General features: G+C 71.2%; 17 protein-coding genes. 9 read left to right on the top strand and 8 right to left on the bottom strand.

The genetic code is table 11. The features are described 5' to 3' along the window. Nucleotides 1-108: 108 nt before the first annotated feature. Genes CQ045_RS11720 through CQ045_RS11705 form a run of 4 tightly spaced genes read left to right on the top strand, consistent with a single transcriptional unit; the run spans nt 109 to nt 3,546 of the window. Nucleotides 109-867, top strand: a complete 759-nt coding sequence (locus CQ045_RS11720; RefSeq protein WP_105723867.1) for an enoyl-CoA hydratase family protein — start codon at nt 109-111, stop codon at nt 865-867. Then, entirely contained in the window at nt 864-1,727 is an 864-nt protein-coding gene (locus CQ045_RS11715; protein ID WP_105723865.1) for a CoA transferase subunit A, read from the top strand. The genes CQ045_RS11720 and CQ045_RS11715 overlap by 4 nt, the downstream gene beginning before the upstream one ends. Further along, nucleotides 1,727-2,476, top strand: a complete 750-nt coding sequence (locus CQ045_RS11710) for a CoA-transferase subunit beta (RefSeq protein ID WP_219844418.1) — start codon at nt 1,727-1,729, stop codon at nt 2,474-2,476. Before CQ045_RS11715 ends, CQ045_RS11710 begins: the two co-directional genes overlap by 1 nt. Next, nucleotides 2,473-3,546: a nitronate monooxygenase family protein gene (locus CQ045_RS11705; RefSeq protein ID WP_105723861.1), complete on the top strand. Its 1,074-nt coding sequence runs from the start codon at nt 2,473-2,475 to the stop codon at nt 3,544-3,546. Before CQ045_RS11710 ends, CQ045_RS11705 begins: the two co-directional genes overlap by 4 nt. A gap of 59 nt (nt 3,547-3,605) precedes the next feature. Here the strand turns inward: CQ045_RS11705 and CQ045_RS11700 are convergent, their stop codons facing one another. From CQ045_RS11700 to CQ045_RS11690, 3 genes are read right to left on the bottom strand one after another with little or no spacing between them, the layout of a single operon-like run. Continuing rightward, on the bottom strand, nt 3,606-4,757 hold the full coding sequence (locus CQ045_RS11700; protein ID WP_105723859.1) for an acetyl-CoA C-acetyltransferase: 1,152 nt from the start codon (nt 4,755-4,757) through the stop codon (nt 3,606-3,608). A 20-nt stretch (nt 4,758-4,777) separates the two neighbouring features. Next, on the bottom strand, nt 4,778-5,566 hold the full coding sequence (locus CQ045_RS11695; protein ID WP_105723857.1) for an SDR family oxidoreductase: 789 nt from the start codon (nt 5,564-5,566) through the stop codon (nt 4,778-4,780). Next, nucleotides 5,563-6,729 (bottom strand): acyl-CoA dehydrogenase family protein, encoded by a 1,167-nt coding sequence (locus CQ045_RS11690; protein ID WP_105723855.1) that lies wholly within the window; start codon nt 6,727-6,729, stop codon nt 5,563-5,565. Before CQ045_RS11690 ends, CQ045_RS11695 begins: the two co-directional genes overlap by 4 nt. A gap of 105 nt (nt 6,730-6,834) precedes the next feature. Here CQ045_RS11690 and CQ045_RS11685 point away from each other — a divergent pair, with 105 nt between their 5' ends. From CQ045_RS11685 to CQ045_RS11670, 4 genes are read left to right on the top strand one after another with little or no spacing between them, the layout of a single operon-like run. After that, nucleotides 6,835-7,698, top strand: a complete 864-nt coding sequence (locus CQ045_RS11685) for an enoyl-CoA hydratase (RefSeq protein ID WP_105723853.1) — start codon at nt 6,835-6,837, stop codon at nt 7,696-7,698. Beyond that, the gene (locus tag CQ045_RS11680) at nt 7,695-8,864 is read left to right on the top strand and encodes an acyl-CoA dehydrogenase family protein (protein WP_105723851.1); all 1,170 of its coding nucleotides are present in this window, start codon (nt 7,695-7,697) and stop codon (nt 8,862-8,864) included. The genes CQ045_RS11685 and CQ045_RS11680 overlap by 4 nt, the downstream gene beginning before the upstream one ends. Further along, complete coding sequence (locus CQ045_RS11675) at nt 8,864-9,829, top strand: acyl-CoA dehydrogenase family protein (protein ID WP_105724217.1); 966 nt, start codon at nt 8,864-8,866, stop codon at nt 9,827-9,829. Before CQ045_RS11680 ends, CQ045_RS11675 begins: the two co-directional genes overlap by 1 nt. Next, nucleotides 9,829-10,938 (top strand): acyl-CoA dehydrogenase family protein, encoded by a 1,110-nt coding sequence (locus tag CQ045_RS11670; RefSeq protein ID WP_105723849.1) that lies wholly within the window; start codon nt 9,829-9,831, stop codon nt 10,936-10,938. Before CQ045_RS11675 ends, CQ045_RS11670 begins: the two co-directional genes overlap by 1 nt. An 88-nt stretch (nt 10,939-11,026) precedes the next feature. Here CQ045_RS11670 and CQ045_RS11665 read toward each other — a convergent pair whose 3' ends face one another. The 3 genes from CQ045_RS11665 to CQ045_RS11655 are packed head-to-tail and all read right to left on the bottom strand — an operon-like array spanning nt 11,027 to nt 12,821. Continuing rightward, nucleotides 11,027-11,467, bottom strand: coding sequence for a nuclear transport factor 2 family protein (locus CQ045_RS11665; RefSeq protein ID WP_105723847.1), 441 nt, complete (start codon nt 11,465-11,467; stop codon nt 11,027-11,029). Beyond that, complete coding sequence (locus CQ045_RS11660) at nt 11,464-12,081, bottom strand: gamma carbonic anhydrase family protein (RefSeq protein ID WP_105723845.1); 618 nt, start codon at nt 12,079-12,081, stop codon at nt 11,464-11,466. The genes CQ045_RS11665 and CQ045_RS11660 overlap by 4 nt, the downstream gene beginning before the upstream one ends. Next, entirely contained in the window at nt 12,081-12,821 is a 741-nt protein-coding gene (locus CQ045_RS11655; protein ID WP_105723843.1) for an SDR family NAD(P)-dependent oxidoreductase, read from the bottom strand. The genes CQ045_RS11660 and CQ045_RS11655 overlap by 1 nt, the downstream gene beginning before the upstream one ends. 71 nt (nt 12,822-12,892) lie before the next feature. On the opposite strand from CQ045_RS11655, the gene CQ045_RS11650 reads away from it, so the two are divergent. Then, nucleotides 12,893-13,330: a VOC family protein gene (locus CQ045_RS11650; protein WP_105723841.1), complete on the top strand. Its 438-nt coding sequence runs from the start codon at nt 12,893-12,895 to the stop codon at nt 13,328-13,330. On the opposite strand, the gene CQ045_RS11645 is transcribed toward CQ045_RS11650, so the two are convergent. Together CQ045_RS11645 and CQ045_RS11640 are read right to left on the bottom strand one after the other, a co-directional pair. Next, complete coding sequence (locus CQ045_RS11645; RefSeq protein WP_219844417.1) at nt 13,324-14,199, bottom strand: aldo/keto reductase; 876 nt, start codon at nt 14,197-14,199, stop codon at nt 13,324-13,326. The genes CQ045_RS11650 and CQ045_RS11645 overlap by 7 nt on opposite strands. Further along, nucleotides 14,196-14,918 (bottom strand): SDR family NAD(P)-dependent oxidoreductase, encoded by a 723-nt coding sequence (locus CQ045_RS11640; protein ID WP_219844416.1) that lies wholly within the window; start codon nt 14,916-14,918, stop codon nt 14,196-14,198. Before CQ045_RS11640 ends, CQ045_RS11645 begins: the two co-directional genes overlap by 4 nt. Nucleotides 14,919-14,973 lie beyond the last annotated feature (55 nt).

The raw sequence follows: 14,973 nt of genomic DNA, 5'->3' as shown, positions 1-14,973 counted from the left end.
CACGATCCTACCAACCAAGCAATTGCTAGGGCAAATGCCCGAAAGGGGTTACGACCCAAACCAAGCAAGTGCTAGGGTGCCTTGAGCAAACGTTAGGTTAGGTGTCCGATGACGATCACTTCCACCCTGCATCCTTCCGGTGTCCGCACCGTCACGATGGACTACCCGCCGGTGAACGCCCTGCCCGTCGCCGGGTGGTTCGACGTCGCCGCCGCGATGCGCGAGGCCACCGCCGATGCCGCGACACGCGTCGTGATCCTGCGGGCAGAGGGCCGGGGCTTCAACGCGGGCGTCGACATCAAGGAGATGCAGCGGATCGAGGGCTTCTCCGGCATCCTCGGCGCGAACCGCGGATGCTACGAGGCGTTCAAGGCCATCTACGAGTGCGCGGTCCCCGTGATCGCCGCCGTGAACGGATTCTGCCTCGGCGGCGGCGTGGGCCTCGTCGGCAACAGCGATGTGATCGTCGCCTCCGACGATGCGACCTTCGGCGTGCCCGAGGTCGATCGCGGCGCCCTCGGCGCCGCCACCCACCTGTCGCGCCTGGTGCCGCAGCACATGCTGCGCTCGATGTACTACACGAGTCGCACCGTCACCGCCCAGCGGCTGGAGGAGTTCGGCTCGGTGACCGCCGTCGTGCCGCGCGCCGAGCTCGACGACGCCGCGCTCGCGATCGCCGAGGAGATCGCCGCGAAGGACCCGCGCGTCATCCGTGCGGCCAAGGAGGCGCTGAACGGCATCGACCCGATCGACGTCAACCGCAGCTATCGGTTCGAGCAGGGCTTCACGTTCGAGCTCAACCTCGCCGGAGTGGCGGACCAGCACCGCGACGCCTTCGTCGCGACCGGCGAGAACCTCTCGACATGAGTGTCGCGGCCGCCTCTGCCGCGGAGGTCGCGCCGCTGATCCACGACGGCATGACGATCGGGATCGGCGGGTGGGGCTCTCGTCGCAAGCCGATGGCCCTCGTCCGCCAGGTCGTGCAGTCCGGCGCCCGCGATCTGCGCATCGTCAGCTTCGGCGGGCCCGACGTCGGCATCCTGTGCGCCACCGGGCAGGCGGCCGAGGTCGTGCACGGCTTCGTGTCGCTCGACACCATCGCGATCGACCCGCACTTCGCCGCGGCCCGCCGGTCCGGCACGATGCGCAGCGTCGAGTACGACGAGGGGATGCTGGTCGCGGGTCTCCGCGCCGCCGCACGCCGTCTGCCGTTCGAGGTCACCCGCTCGGGGGCAGGCTCCGACGCCGTGACCCGCAACCCCGACATCCGCACGATCACCTCCCCCTACGCCGATGCGGAAGTGCTGGTCGCGATGCCCGCGGTGCCCCTCGACCTCGCGCTGCTGCACCTCGACCGTGCGGACGCCGCCGGCACAGCGGTGTGCCTCGGACCCGACCTCTTCTTCGACGACCTGTTCGCGGGGGCGGCCGCCCGTACCGTCGTGAGCGTGGAGGCCGTGGTGGACACCGCCGATCTGCTCGCGGATGCCGGGCCCACGGCATCCGTCCTCGACCGCACGCTCGTCGACCTCGTCGTGGCGTCGCCGGGCGGAGCGGGGTTCACGGCGCACCCTCCGCAGGCCTCCCGCGACGAGCGGCTGCAGAGGGCCTACGTCGAGGCCGCCGCGACGCCCGCGGCCTGGGCCGACTTCCGCGCCCGGTTCGTCGACGTCGACGACGACGCCTACCGCGCGGCCGTGGCCGCCTTCCACGCGGAGGCGGCATGATGACCGCCACCCGTGCCGAGATCGCCGCCGTCGCCTGCAGCGACCTGTTCCGCGGGGCAGGCGCGATCCTCGCGAGCACGGTGGGAATCGTGCCGACCATCGGCGCTCGGCTCGCGCGACTGACGCACGCACCCGAGCTGCTGCTCAGCGACGGCGAGGCGACGCTGTACGCCGACACCCCGGCCGTGGACGAGCCCTTCCGCGAGCCCGAAGCGCCGTTCCCCTATGCACGTCTGTTCGAGCTGATCGCCCGCGGCCGTCGGCACGTCGTCATGGGCGCGGCCCAGATCGACCGGCACGGGAACCAGAACCTCTCGGCCATCGGCGACCGCGACCGCCCCACCCGGCAGCTGCTCGGCGCCCGCGCGGCGGCGACGAACACCGTCAATCACGCCACCAGTTACTGGATCGCCCGGCACAGCCCGCGCGTCTTCGTGAAGCAGGTCGACATCGTGACGGGGCTCGGACCGGCGCGGGCGCGGGAGACCGGCGCGGATCGCTTCCAGGACCTGCGCCGAATCGTGACCGACCTCGCCGTGCTCGACTTCACCGGACCGGACGGCACGGTCGCGCTCGCGAGCCTCCATCCCGGCGTCCCGCTGGCCCGCGTGATCGAGGCCACCGGCTTCCCCCTGCACATCTCCGCCGACGTCTCCGAGACCCGGCTGCCCACCGACGAAGAGCTCCGCCTCGTGCGCGAGCGCCTGGACCCCCGCGGACTCCGCGACCGAGAGGTGACCGCATCATGACCACTCCCCCGCAACTCGCCACACCGCTGACGCGGCTCACCGGCGTCGACCACCCGATCGTGCAGACCGGCATGGGGTGGGTCGCCGGGGCCCGTCTGGTCTCCGCCACGGCCGAGGCCGGCGCCCTCGGCATCCTGGCGTCGGCGACCATGACGCACGACGAGCTCGAGCGGCAGATCATCGAGGTCGCTGAGCGCACCGACCGACCGTTCGGCGTGAACCTGCGGGCGGATGCCGGCGACGCCGCCGAGCGCGTCGAGCTGCTGATCCGGCACGGGGTCAAGGTCGCGAGCTTCGCCCTCGCTCCCCGCCGCGAGCTCATCGAACGGCTCAAGGACAACGGCGTGGTCGTGATCCCCTCGATCGGCGCCGTCCGTCACGCGGAGAAGGTCGCGGCGTGGGGCGCGGATGCCGTGATGGTGCAGGGCGGCGAGGGCGGCGGTCACACCGGCGCCGTGCCGACCTCGATCCTGCTGCCCTCCGTGGTCGCGGCGGTCGACATCCCGGTGATCGCGGCCGGCGGATTCCATGACGGCCGCGGCCTCGCCGCCGCCCTCGCCTACGGAGCCGCGGGGGTGGGCATGGGCACGCGGTTCCTGCTCACGAGCGACAGCTCCGTCCCCGAGGCGATCAAGCAGCGGTACCTCGGCTTCGGCCTGGACGGCACGGTGGTCACCACCAAGGCCGACGGGATGCCGCACCGGCTGCTGCGCACCGAGTTCGTCGAGGGGCTCGAGGGCGGCAACGGACTCACCCGGCTCGGGCCGACGCTGCGACGCTCACTCCAGTTCAAGAAGATCTCCGGCCTGAGCTGGCCGCAGATGGTGAAGGACGCCGTCTCGATGAAGAAGGCCACCGGACGCTCGTGGGCGCAGATGACCCTCGCCGCGAACACGCCCATGCTGCTCAAGGCCGGCCTCGTCGACGGAGACACCCACGCCGGGATGCTCGCGGCCGGTCAGGTGGTCGGCATGATCGACGATCTGCCCAGCTGCGAGGAGCTCGTCGACCGCGTCGTGCGTGACGCCGTGAGCCACCTGCGTGCCGCGGCATCCTGCGTGATCGACTGAGCACGACGAGAACGGGCCGCCCCTCGTGTCAGGGGCGGCCCGTTCTCGGTTTTCGCAGATCAGAGACGCTCGATGATCGTGGCGTTCGCCAGACCGCCGCCCTCGCACATGACCTGCATGCCGTAGCGGCCGCCCGTGCGCTCCAGCTCGTTCAGCATCGTGGTCATGAGCCGGGTGCCGGTGGCTCCGATCGGATGCCCGAGCGCGATTCCGCCGCCGTTGACGTTGAGCTTCTCGCGCGGCACTCCGGTCTCCTGCAGCCAGGCGAGCACGACCGAGGCGAAGGCCTCGTTGACCTCGAACAGGTCGATGTCGTCGAGCTTCATGCCCGAGCGCTCCATCGCGTACGCCGTCGCGGGGATCGGCGCGGTCAGCATGAACACGGGGCTGTCGCCGCGCACCGACATGTGGTGGATGCGCGCCCGCGGGGTGAGGCCGTGGTCCTTCACGGCCTGCGCGCTCGCGATCAGCACCGCGCTGGAGGCGTCGCTGATCTGCGAGGCCACGGCCGCGGTCAGCCGCCCGCCCGGGGTCAGCGTCTGCAGCCCGGCCATGCGCTCGAGCGAGGTGTCACGGCGCACACCCTCGTCGTGGTCGAGTCCGTTCAGCGGGGCGATCTCGTTGGCGAAGCGACCCTCGTCCTGCGCGACCGCGGCGCGCTGGTGGCTCTCCAGCGCGAACTGCTCCATCTCCTCGCGGGAGATGTCCCACTTCTCGGCGATCATCTCGGCGCCGACGAACTGCGAGATCTCCTGATCGGGGTAGCGTGCCTGCCAGCCGGGCGACTCGGCGAACGGCGTCGTGAACCCGTAGGCCTCGCCGGCGACCATGGCCGACGAGATCGGCAGCTGCGACATGTTCTGCAGCCCGCCCGCGATCACCAGATCGTTCACGCCGCTCATCACGGCCTGCGCGGCGAAGTGCACGGCCTGCTGGCTCGACCCGCACTGCCGGTCGATCGTGACCCCGGGCACGTGCTCGGGGAAGCCGGCCACCAGCACCGCCGAGCGCCCGACGTTGCCGGACTGCCCGCCGATCGTGTCGGTCGCGCCGATGATGACGTCGTCGAGGGCACCGGGGTCGATGCCGGTGCGCTCGACCAGCGCCTTCAGGCTGTGCGCACCGAGGTCGGCCGGATGGATGCCCGAGAGCGAGCCGCCGCGCTTGCCGACCGGCGAGCGGACCGCGTCGACGATGTATGCCTCTGCCATGTTCTTCCTTCTCTCTGAACTCACGCGTGCTGACTGCTGACGGCGACGACCTCGCCGGTCATATAAGAGGAGTATGCGCTGGCGAGGAACACCATGACGTTGGCGACCTCCCAGGGTTCCGCCGCCCGACCGAAGGCCTCGCGGCCCTTGAGCTGCTCGAGCAGCTCGGGAGAGGTGACCTTCTCCAGGAACGGATGCATCGCCAGGCTCGGCGAGACGGCGTTGACACGGATGCCGTGCGCGGCGAGGTCCATCGCGGCACTGCGGGTGAGCGCCATCACCCCCGCCTTGGCCGCGGCGTAGTGCGCTTGCTCGACCTGGGCGCGCCAGCCGATGACCGACGCGTTGTTCACGATGACCCCCGCCGTACCCGCGGCCACCATGCGCCGACCGACCGCGCGGATGCAGCGGAAGGTGCCGGTGAGCGTCACGTCGAGGACCTTGTCCCACTGCTCGTCGGTCATGTCGAGGATCGAGACCGAGCCGCCCAGGCCCGCGTTGTTGATCATGACGTCGATGGGCCCGCCGTCTTCGGCCAGGTCGAGGAAGGCGGTGATCTGCTCCTCGACGGTCACGTCGCACACCGCCGTGCGCACGCGGTCGGCGCCGAAGCGATCGCCGAGCTCCTGCTGCGTCTCGGCGAGGCGGCCGGCGTGGGTGTCGCCGAGCACGACGAGTGCGGCGCCCTCCTCGAGGCAGCGGATCGCGGCGGCCTGGCCGATGCCGGCACCCGCGGCGGCGGTGATGACGACGCGCTTCCCGGTCAGCAGGCCGTGGCCGGGAACGTACTCGGGGGCGGTGGAGCTCATGGGCGGGCCTCTCGGGGCAGGCCGAGCACGCGCTCGGCGATGACGTTGCGCTGGATCTCGTCCGAGCCGCCGTAGATCGTGTCGGAGCGGCTGAACAGGAAGAGGGTCTGCAGGTCGTCGAGCGCGTAGTCCGCCCCGACGAGGAGCGATGCGGGGCCGGCGACGTCCATCGCGAGCTCACCCAGTGAGCGGTGCCAGTTCGACCACAGCAGCTTCGTGACCGAGGCGCTGTCGCCCTGCTCGCCGCCCAGGGTCCGCAGGGCGTGCTGGCGGATCACCTCGAGTTCCATCCGGGCGCGCACCAGCCGGTCGCGGAGCACGGCGTCGTCGAGGGCACCGGTACGGGTCGCGGTGTCGATCACGGCATCCAGCTCGCGGCGGAAGGCGATCTGCTGGGCCAGCGTCGAGACACCCCGCTCGAAGCCGAGCGTCGCCATCGCGACCTTGAACCCGTTGCCCTCGCCACCGACGATCAGATCGGCCGCGGTGCGGGCGTCGTCGAAGAACACCTCGTTGAACTCGCTGGTCGCGGTCAGCTGCAGGATCGGCCGCACCTCGACGCCGGGCTGAGCCATCGGCACGAGCAGGTACGACAGCCCCTGATGGCGGGTGGAGCCGGGTTCGGTGCGCGCGATCACGAAGCACCAGTCCGCGTGCTGAGCGAGCGAGGTCCACACCTTCTGCCCGGTGATCGACCACTCGTCGCCCACGCGCTGCGCCTTGGTCGAGACGGCGGCGAGGTCGGACCCGGCGCCCGGCTCGGAGTACCCCTGGCACCACAGCTCCTCGACCGCGACGATGCCGGGGAGGAAGCGGGCCTGCTGCTCGGGGGTGCCGTGAGCGATGAGGGTCGGGCCGAGCAGCTCCTCGCCGAGGTGGTTGACCCTGGCCGGAGCATCCGCCCTGGCGTACTCCTCATGGAAGATGACCTGCTGCGCGATGCTGAGCCCGCGGCCGCCGTGCTCGACCGGCCAGGCGACGCACGTCCAGCCGGCGGCGGCCATGTGCCGGTTCCACTCGAGACGCGCCTCGAAGTCCTCGTGCTCGCGCCCTGACCCTCCGCGACCGCGCAGCTCGGCGAAGCGGCCGGTGAGGTTCTCGTCCAGCCATCCGCGGATCTCGGCGCGGAAACGCTCATCCGCGTCGTGCTGCGTCGCGTCCATCTGTGCTCCTCATCGAGTCGTGGTCTTCGGCATGCCGTTCACGTATAGTATCAATAAACCAAGCGATTGTTTGGTTGACTGCTGGAGTTCAGAGAGGAACCCGTCATGACCGTCGAATCCGCCGACGCCGTGGTCACCTACGAGGTGCGCGGGTCGACAGCGATCATCCGATTGAACCGCCCTCAGTATCGCAACGCCCAGAACTCCCGGGTCACCTATGCGCTCGACGCCGCCTTCACCCGCGCGGTCGACGACGACGCCGTCAAGGTCATCGTGCTCGGCGGCAACGGGAAGCACTTCTGCGCCGGCCACGACATCGGCACCCCCGAGCGCGACATCGACCAGAGCTTCGAGCGGAAGGCCGTCATCTGGTGGGATCACGTCGGAGCCCAGGGCGTCGACTCGCGCTTCGCGCGCGAGTCCGAGGTGTACCTCGGCATGTGCCGGCGCTGGCGCGAGATCCCCAAGCCCGTGATCGCGATGGTGCAGGGCGCCTGCATCGCCGGCGGTCTGATGCTCGCCTGGTCGTGCGACTTCATCGTCGCCGCCGACGACGCCTTCTTCCAGGACCCGGTGGTGTCGATGGGCATCCCCGGCGTCGAGTTCTTCGCCCACCCGTGGGTGACCAACCCCCGCGCCGCGAAGGAGATGCTCTACACCGGAGACCGGATGCCGGCCGCCCGCGCGCACGAACTCGGCATGGTGAACCACGTCGTGCCGCTCGACGAGCTGGAGGAGCGCACCCTCGAGCTCGCGGAGCGCATCGGACGGATGCCGCGCCTCGGACTCGCCCTGACCAAGAAGGCCGTGAACCAGGCCGAGGACCTGCAGGGCATGCGGGCCGGAATGGACTCGGTCTTCGGCCTGCACCACGCCGCGCACGCGCACAACGCCGAGGTGGGCGGCGACTCCCTCGGCGGGGTCGATGTGCGCTCCATCAAGGCCGACACGAAGGGCGCAGCGCAGTGAACCTCGATCTGACCCCCGAACAGGAGGCGTTCGCGGCAGAGGCGCGCGCCTGGCTGGCGGAGAACGTCCCGCAGACCCCGCTGCCCTCGATGGACACCAAGGCCGGCTTCGCCGCGCACCGGGAGTGGGAGGCGACGCTCGCCGCCGGCCGCTGGTCGGTCGTGTCCTGGCCGGAGCAATACGGCGGACGCGACGTCGGCATCACCGAGTGGGTGCTCTTCGAGGAGGAGTACTACCGCGCCGGCGCCCCGACGAGGGTCGCGCAGAACGGCATCTCCCTGCTCGCGCCGATCCTCTTCGAGCACGGCACGCCCGAGCAGCACGAGCGGTTCCTCGGTCCGATGACCGACGGCTCGCTGATCTGGGCGCAGGCCTGGTCGGAGCCGGGAGCCGGCAGCGACCTGGCCGCGATCCGCAGCACCGCCCGACGCGACGAAGCCCGCGGCGGCTGGGTGCTCAACGGTCAGAAGATCTGGAGCTCGCGAGCGGTCTGGGCCGATCGCGGCTTCGGGCTCTTCCGCTCCGACCCCGAGGCGCTGCGGCACCACGGGCTCACCTACTTCCTGTTCCCGATGGATGCCGAGGGCATCACCGTGCGGGCGATCGCCCAGCTCGACGGGACCACCGGCTTCGCGGAGATCTTCTTCGACGACGTGTTCGTGCCCGATGCCGACGTGCTGGGGGCTCCCGGCGACGGCTGGCGCGTGGCGATGAGCACCGCGGGCAACGAACGCGGCCTCTCGCTGCGCGCGCCCGGCCGCTTCCTCGCCGCGACCGATCGCCTGATCGCACTGCAGTCCGCGCACGGGACCGTGTCGGAGGACGACGCGGTGGTCGATGCCTGGATCGGTGCGGAGGCCTATCGGCTCTTCACCTGGCAGACCGTCAGCACCCTGCTCGAGGGCGGGAACGTCGGCGCCGAGGGCAGCGTGAACAAGGTGTTCTGGTCGGAGCTCGACGTGCACATCCACGAGACCGCTCTGCGCATCCTCGGCCCCGAAGGCGAGTTGCGAGGAGCATCCGCGATCGACGGCGGCCGCTGGGTCGACGACTACCAGTTCTCCCTCGCCGGCCCCATCTACGCGGGAACGAACGAGGTCCAGCGGAACATCATCGCGGAGCGGATCCTCGGACTCCCCCGCGGCGGAGACGGAAGGCGCGCATGATGCGGTTCCTGCCCACGGAAGAACAGGTCGCGTTCGCCGAGGCCATCGACGAGATCGTCGACGGGGCCGGCGGCGCGGATGTGGCCCGCAGCTGGGCCGACGGCGACACCGCCCCGGGCCTCGCCCTGTGGGACCAGTTCGCCGAACTCGGCCTGCTCGGTCTGCGGGTGAGCGAGGAGTCGGGCGGCTTCGGGGGCACGCTGAGCGACCTCGTGGTCGTGTTCGAGCGCCTCGGGTACCACGGCGTTCCCGGCCCGTATCTGGAGACGGTCGCCCTGCTGCCGGCCCTGGTCGACGACGACACGCGGGGCGAGCTCGCCGCCGGAGCCCTCGCGACCGCCGCGGTCGACGGCACCGCTCCGGCCGCCCTCGACGCGGCCCTCGCGTCGCACCGGTACCTCGTGCGCGACGGCGCCCTGCACCGCGGCGAGATCGGAGAGGAGCTGACCTCGGCCGCCCCGACCCGGCGCCTCGCCCGGCTCACCCCGAGCGGCGACGCGACCCCACTCGGCCCCGGAGAGCTGGAGGCGGCGCTCAACGAGGCCGCCCTCGCCGCGGCGGCCACCCTGGTCGGCGCCGGAGAGCGGATGCTGGCCGAGGCGGTCTCCTACGCGAAGGTGCGCGAGCAGTTCGGACGTCCGATCGGCGAGTTCCAGGCGCTCAAGCACCAGCTCGCCGATGTGCGCATCGCCCTGAGCTTCGCCCGACCGCTCGTGTGGAACGCCGCCTTGCGTGCGGATGAACCCGACGAGGATCGGGCGATCTCAGCAGCGAAGATCGCGGCCGGCGATGCCGCGCTGCTCGCCGCCCGCACCTCGCTGCAGGTGCACGGGGCGATCGGCTACACCGCCGAGCACACGCTCCGGATCTGGCTCGGCCTCGCCCCGGCGCTGTCTGCGGTCTGGGGCACACCCGCGTTCCACCGGGCGCGGATCGCCCGCGATATCCTCCCGAAGGAGCGGTGATGTCATTCGAACCCGATGAGGATCAGCAGGAGCTCGTCTCGCTGGTGCGCGGCATCCTGAGCCAGCGCGCCGACAGCGCCGCGACCCGGCGCGCCCTCGAGAGCACCGAGCGCTACGACGCCGACCTGTGGCGGCTGCTGTGCGAGGAGATCGGCATCGCCGGGATGGCGATCCCCGAGGAGTTCGGCGGAGCCGGGTTCACGCTCCGCGAGGCGCAGCTGGTGCTGGAGGAGATCGGCTTCTCGCTCGCCCCTTCGCCGTATCTCGGCTCGGTCGCGATCGCCGCGCAGGCGATCCTGGCCACCGGCGACGCGGATGCCGCCGCCCGGCTGCTCCCCGGCATCGCCGAGGGGTCGTCATCGGCCGCTCTCGCCTGGGCCGCTCCCGACGGACGCTTCGCCCCGGAGCGGGTCGGCGTCCGCGCCGAGGACCACGACGGATGGCGACTCAGCGGAACGAGCGGGTTCGTGCTCGACGGCGCCACCGCCGACGTGCTGCTCGTGATCGCGCAGGCTCCCGAGGGTGCGCGCCTGTTCGAGGTGATCGACACGGATGCCGTCGTCCGCGAGGACACCTCCACGATGGATCAGACGCTGCGCCTGGTGACGCTGCACCTCGAGGGGGTGGCGGCGCGACCCCTCGGGGCCGCCGACCCGACCACGCTGGAGACCGTGCGCGCTCTCGCCCTCACGGCGATCAGCGCGGTCCAGGCGGGGACGGCGGCCCGTGCGCTCGACGAGACCGTGGCCTACGCGAAGCAGCGCGTGCAGTTCGGCCGCGCGATCGGCTCCTTCCAGGCGATCAAGCACCGCCTCGCCGACATGCACGTGCGGGTCGAGGTCGCCCGCACCGCGTCGCGCGCCGCGTCCGACGCCTTCGCCACCGGCGCGGTCGACCGCTTCGAGCTCGCCGCCATCGCGAAGGCGACCTGCTCCGAGGCGCTGGAGCACGTCGCCGCCGAGACGATCCAGCTGCACGGCGGCATCGCGATCACCTGGGAGCACGACGCGCATCTGATCTTCAAGCGCGCGCATTCCCTCGGCCAGCTCTTCGGCACCGCCCGCGAGCAGCGCGACCGTGCGGAGAGCTGGGCGCTCGCGACGGGTTGAGACCTCCGGCGCAGTCCGCTCCGCGGATCCTCAGCGAGCAGCCCGATCACGGCTTCGACGCGATGAAGCGCACACCGGACGACAGGGCTCAGCGCCGGAGCGGAGTGGACTCGGTCCAATCGGTGTACTTGCGCCGTTCCCGGAACAGCCAGCGCCCCTCGATCCGCACGAGCGTGTCCTCATAGCGGTCGGCGAGCGTGAAGCGGATCCGTCCCTCCGGAGCCTCGCTGATGTGGTGCGACATGCAGGAGGTGTGCGCCGTGGCCGAATCCCCCTCGATCTCGACGTCACTGGGCGAGAGCACATGGCTGGTCACGACGAACGCGGCGAGGGCGTCGAAGGCCGCGATCAGTTGCCCGCGCCCCTCAGGCGCCTCCGCAGGCTCGTCCGCACGCGGGCGGAACATCAGCATCCGTCCGTCGGCCGTGAACAGATCGGCCATGTCCCCCGAGCGTCGCTGATCGGCGAGCCGCCCGTAGCGGACGATCATGCGGGTGATCGCGAGCCAGTCGTCGAACTCCGCGGTCACGACGCACCCTCGGCGCGCTTCCGGTGCAGCGGGGTGGCGGCGTCCGGCGACCAGGAGGTGCGGCGCCGATCCGGTTCGACCGCGGTGAGCGCCAGGACCGGATGCAGGGTCTCACGGCTGCGTCGCGCGAGCTCCTGGTAGATCCGCACCCCGTTGCGCTTCCAGGCCATGGCCTGTTCGTCGAGCGGACCCACGACGCGGGCGGGAGCGCCGAGCGCTTTCGACCCCGGCGGGATCACGGTGCCCGCGGTCACGACCGCTCCCGCGCCGAGCAGTGCGTCCGCACCGATCTCGGCGCCGTCCAGCACCGTGGCACCGATGCCGATGAGCGCGAACGATCCGATGCGGCAGCCGTGCAGGACGGCGCCGTGCCCGACATGACTGTTCGGCTCGAGCACCGCGTCCGCGCCCGGGAAGGCGTGGATCACGCACGAGTCCTGCACGTTCGACCCCTCGCCGACGACGATGCGCCCGAAGTCGCCCCGCAGGCTCGCGAACGGTCCGATGTAGCATCCGGGCCCGATGATGACGTCGCCGATCAGGCTGGCCGTCTCGTGCACGAACGCGGTCGGATCGACGACGGGCACCACTGCGTCGAAGGCGTAGGCGGGCATCAGGCGACCTGACCGCCGTCGATGATGAAGTCCTGCCCCGTGCAGTAGCTGCTGGCCGAGCTGGCGAGGAAGGCGACCAGGTTCGAGATCTCCTCCGGCCGGCCGGCACGCGGGATCGGGATGCGCGAGATGAAGCCGACGCCGGCGCGGGTGTCCTCCGTGATCATGGGGGTGTCGACGGCGCCGGGGCAGACGGTGTTCACACGGATGCCGCTGCCGGCGAGTTCCCGCGCGAGCGCGCGCGAGACTCCGCGCAGCCCCCACTTCGAGGCCGAGTAGGGGACGCGGTTCGCGTAGCCGGCGACACCCGCGGTGGAGGCGATGTTCACGATCGATGCACCTTCGCCCATCAGCGGCAGCAGCGCCTGCACTCCCAGCATCGGGCCGATGAGGTTCACGTCGAGCGTGAGGCGGATGACACGCTCCGAGGTCTCGACGAGCGGCCCCTCCGGGCAGAAGCCGGCGTTGTTGACGAGCACGTCCACCCGCCCGAACTGCTCCTGCGCCGTCGCGGCGACGCGAGACCAGGCATCCGCCGATGAGACGTCGTGCGCGACGCCGATGGCCCGGTCGCCGAACTCGGCGGCGACCTCGGCGACCGCCGCACCGTCGAGGTCGGTGAGCACCAGGTCGGCTCCGAGATCATGGAACAGGGCGGCGTGCGCGCGACCCTGGCCGCCGGCGGCTCCGGTGATCACGGCGACGCGTTCGGCGAGGTCGATGACGGGCGTTGCATTCATGGGTTTCCTCCGCGATAGTTATCGAACAAGCATTTGGTTGTCTTTTGACCGGTTGAGAAGAAGGAGACGGGATGCCCCGGCTGCATCACATCGGCATCACGGTCGGCGACACCGTCGCGGCGACGGCGTTCTACCGAGCCGCGACCGAGGGCGAGGTCATCGGCCCGCTCGCCAAGAGCGGGCCCGCCGTCGAAGCCGCGACGGGGTACCCGGGCGTCGAGATCCTGCTGACCTTCATCCGCCTGGCGGACGGCGTGTTCCTGGAACTCGCCGAGTACCGTGGCGCGGACGCCCCGCGCATCGATCCGGACAACGGCCACATCGGGGCGGCGCACCCGGCGATCGTGGTGCCCGACATCGAGGCGAGTCTCGCTCGTCTGGCCGACCTCGGCCACCGGCCCCTGTCGCAGACCATGACCGCGACGGCCGGACCGCTCGAGGGCTACCGGTACGTCTACGTGCAGGGCCCGGACGACGTGCGGGTCGAACTGCTGCAGGAGCCTCACTGACCCTCCCCGGGTCGCCCGTCGAGCAGGAGCAGATCCTCATCGTCGAGGAGGAGGTCGACGGATGCCGCGGAGTCGCGGGCGCTCTCCGGTCGACTCGCCCCGGGGATCGGGATCAGCACCGGCGACCGCATCAGCAGCCATGCCAGCACCACCCGCTGCGGGCTCACCCCGTGCCGCTCGGCGACCACGGCCGCTGAGGCCGCCGCACCGCCGAGACCCTTGGCCGCGCGCATGCCGCCCAGTGGACCCCACGCGAGGAACGCCAGCCCGTGCTCCTCGCACCGACGCAGCACCTCATCGCCCGAGCGCTCGAGCACCGAGTACTCGTTCTGCACGCTGACCAGCGCGTCCCCGACCACGCGCATCGCGATGTCGAGCTGCGCGGAGTCGACGTTCGAGACCCCGACCCGCACGACCACACCGTCGTCGACGAGCCGGCGCATCGCGCCCATCGACTCCTCGAAAGGCACCTTCACGTCGGGACGGTGGTGCTGATAGAGCGGCAGGGCGTCGAGACCGAGTCGCTGCGCCGACGCGCGCGCGGCGGCCGCGAGATGCTCGGGAGACCCGTCGACCCACCACGTCGCCTCCGGCCCTCGCGTATGCCCGCCTTTGGTCGCGACGATCACGCGATCGAGGGCGTCCGGATGCTGGCGCAGCGCCGCGATCAGCGCCTGCTCGTTCACGCCCATCTCGCCCGTCGGCCCGTAGGAGTCGGCGGTGTCGAACAGCGTGATGCCGGCATCCACCGCCGCGTGCACGGCTCGGACGCCCCGCTCGATGTCGGCGTCCGGGACCTGGGTGAGGGTCATGGCCCCCATCCCGATCGCCGAGACCTGCAGGTCGCCGATCGCGCGGGTCGGCATCATCTCCCCACGACCGTCCACCCGCCGTCGACCGGCAGGCATTGGCCGATCACATGCGTGGCGTCGCACAGCATCCACACGATCGCGGCGGCGACCTCGGCGGGGTCCGCCAGCCGTCCTCGTGGCGTGCGCTTCTCGACGGCCGCGAGGTCGTAGCCGCCGTCGACCATGTCCTGCACCATCGGGGTGAGCGTGTGGCCGGGCGCGATCGCATTGACCCGCACTCCTCGCGGCGCCCACTCCACGGCGAGATTCTCCATCAGCTGCCGCTCCGCCGCTTTCGCCGGCCCGTAGTCGGCCTGGTTGGCCCAGCCGCGATAGGCGGTCGTCGACGACACCAGGACGATGGAGGCCGGGGCCCCGTCGAGACGCCGCACCAGGGCGCGCGAGATCGCGAGCGTCCCCACGACGTGCACGTCGTACAGCAGGCGGAGCCGGTCGAGATCGATGTCCAGCGCGGGCACGAAGGCGCCTCGGATGCCGTGGCAGGCGACGAGCCCCGTGACCGGACCGTGCGCCCACGCCGCCTCCATCGCCGTCTCGACGGCGGCCTCGTCGCGGACGTCCACGATCCGCGTCTCCACGTCCGCTCGTGCACTCGGCGCCAGGTCGAACACGGTGACCCGGCATCCCCGGTCGAGGAGCAGTTCCACCACCGCCGCACCGATCCCGCTGGTGCCGCCGGTCACCACCACGTGCTCTGCCATCGACTGTCCGGCCATGCGCAGCTCCCTCGCTGTTCGTCCTCCCGGGCATGCTACTGTGATTCCCAAACAA

The sequence above is a fragment of the Microbacterium sp. MYb66 genome (genome assembly GCF_002979435.1).
Taxonomy (GTDB): Bacteria; Actinomycetota; Actinomycetes; order Actinomycetales; family Microbacteriaceae; genus Microbacterium.
This window is presented reverse-complemented; position numbering and strand designations above follow the sequence as displayed.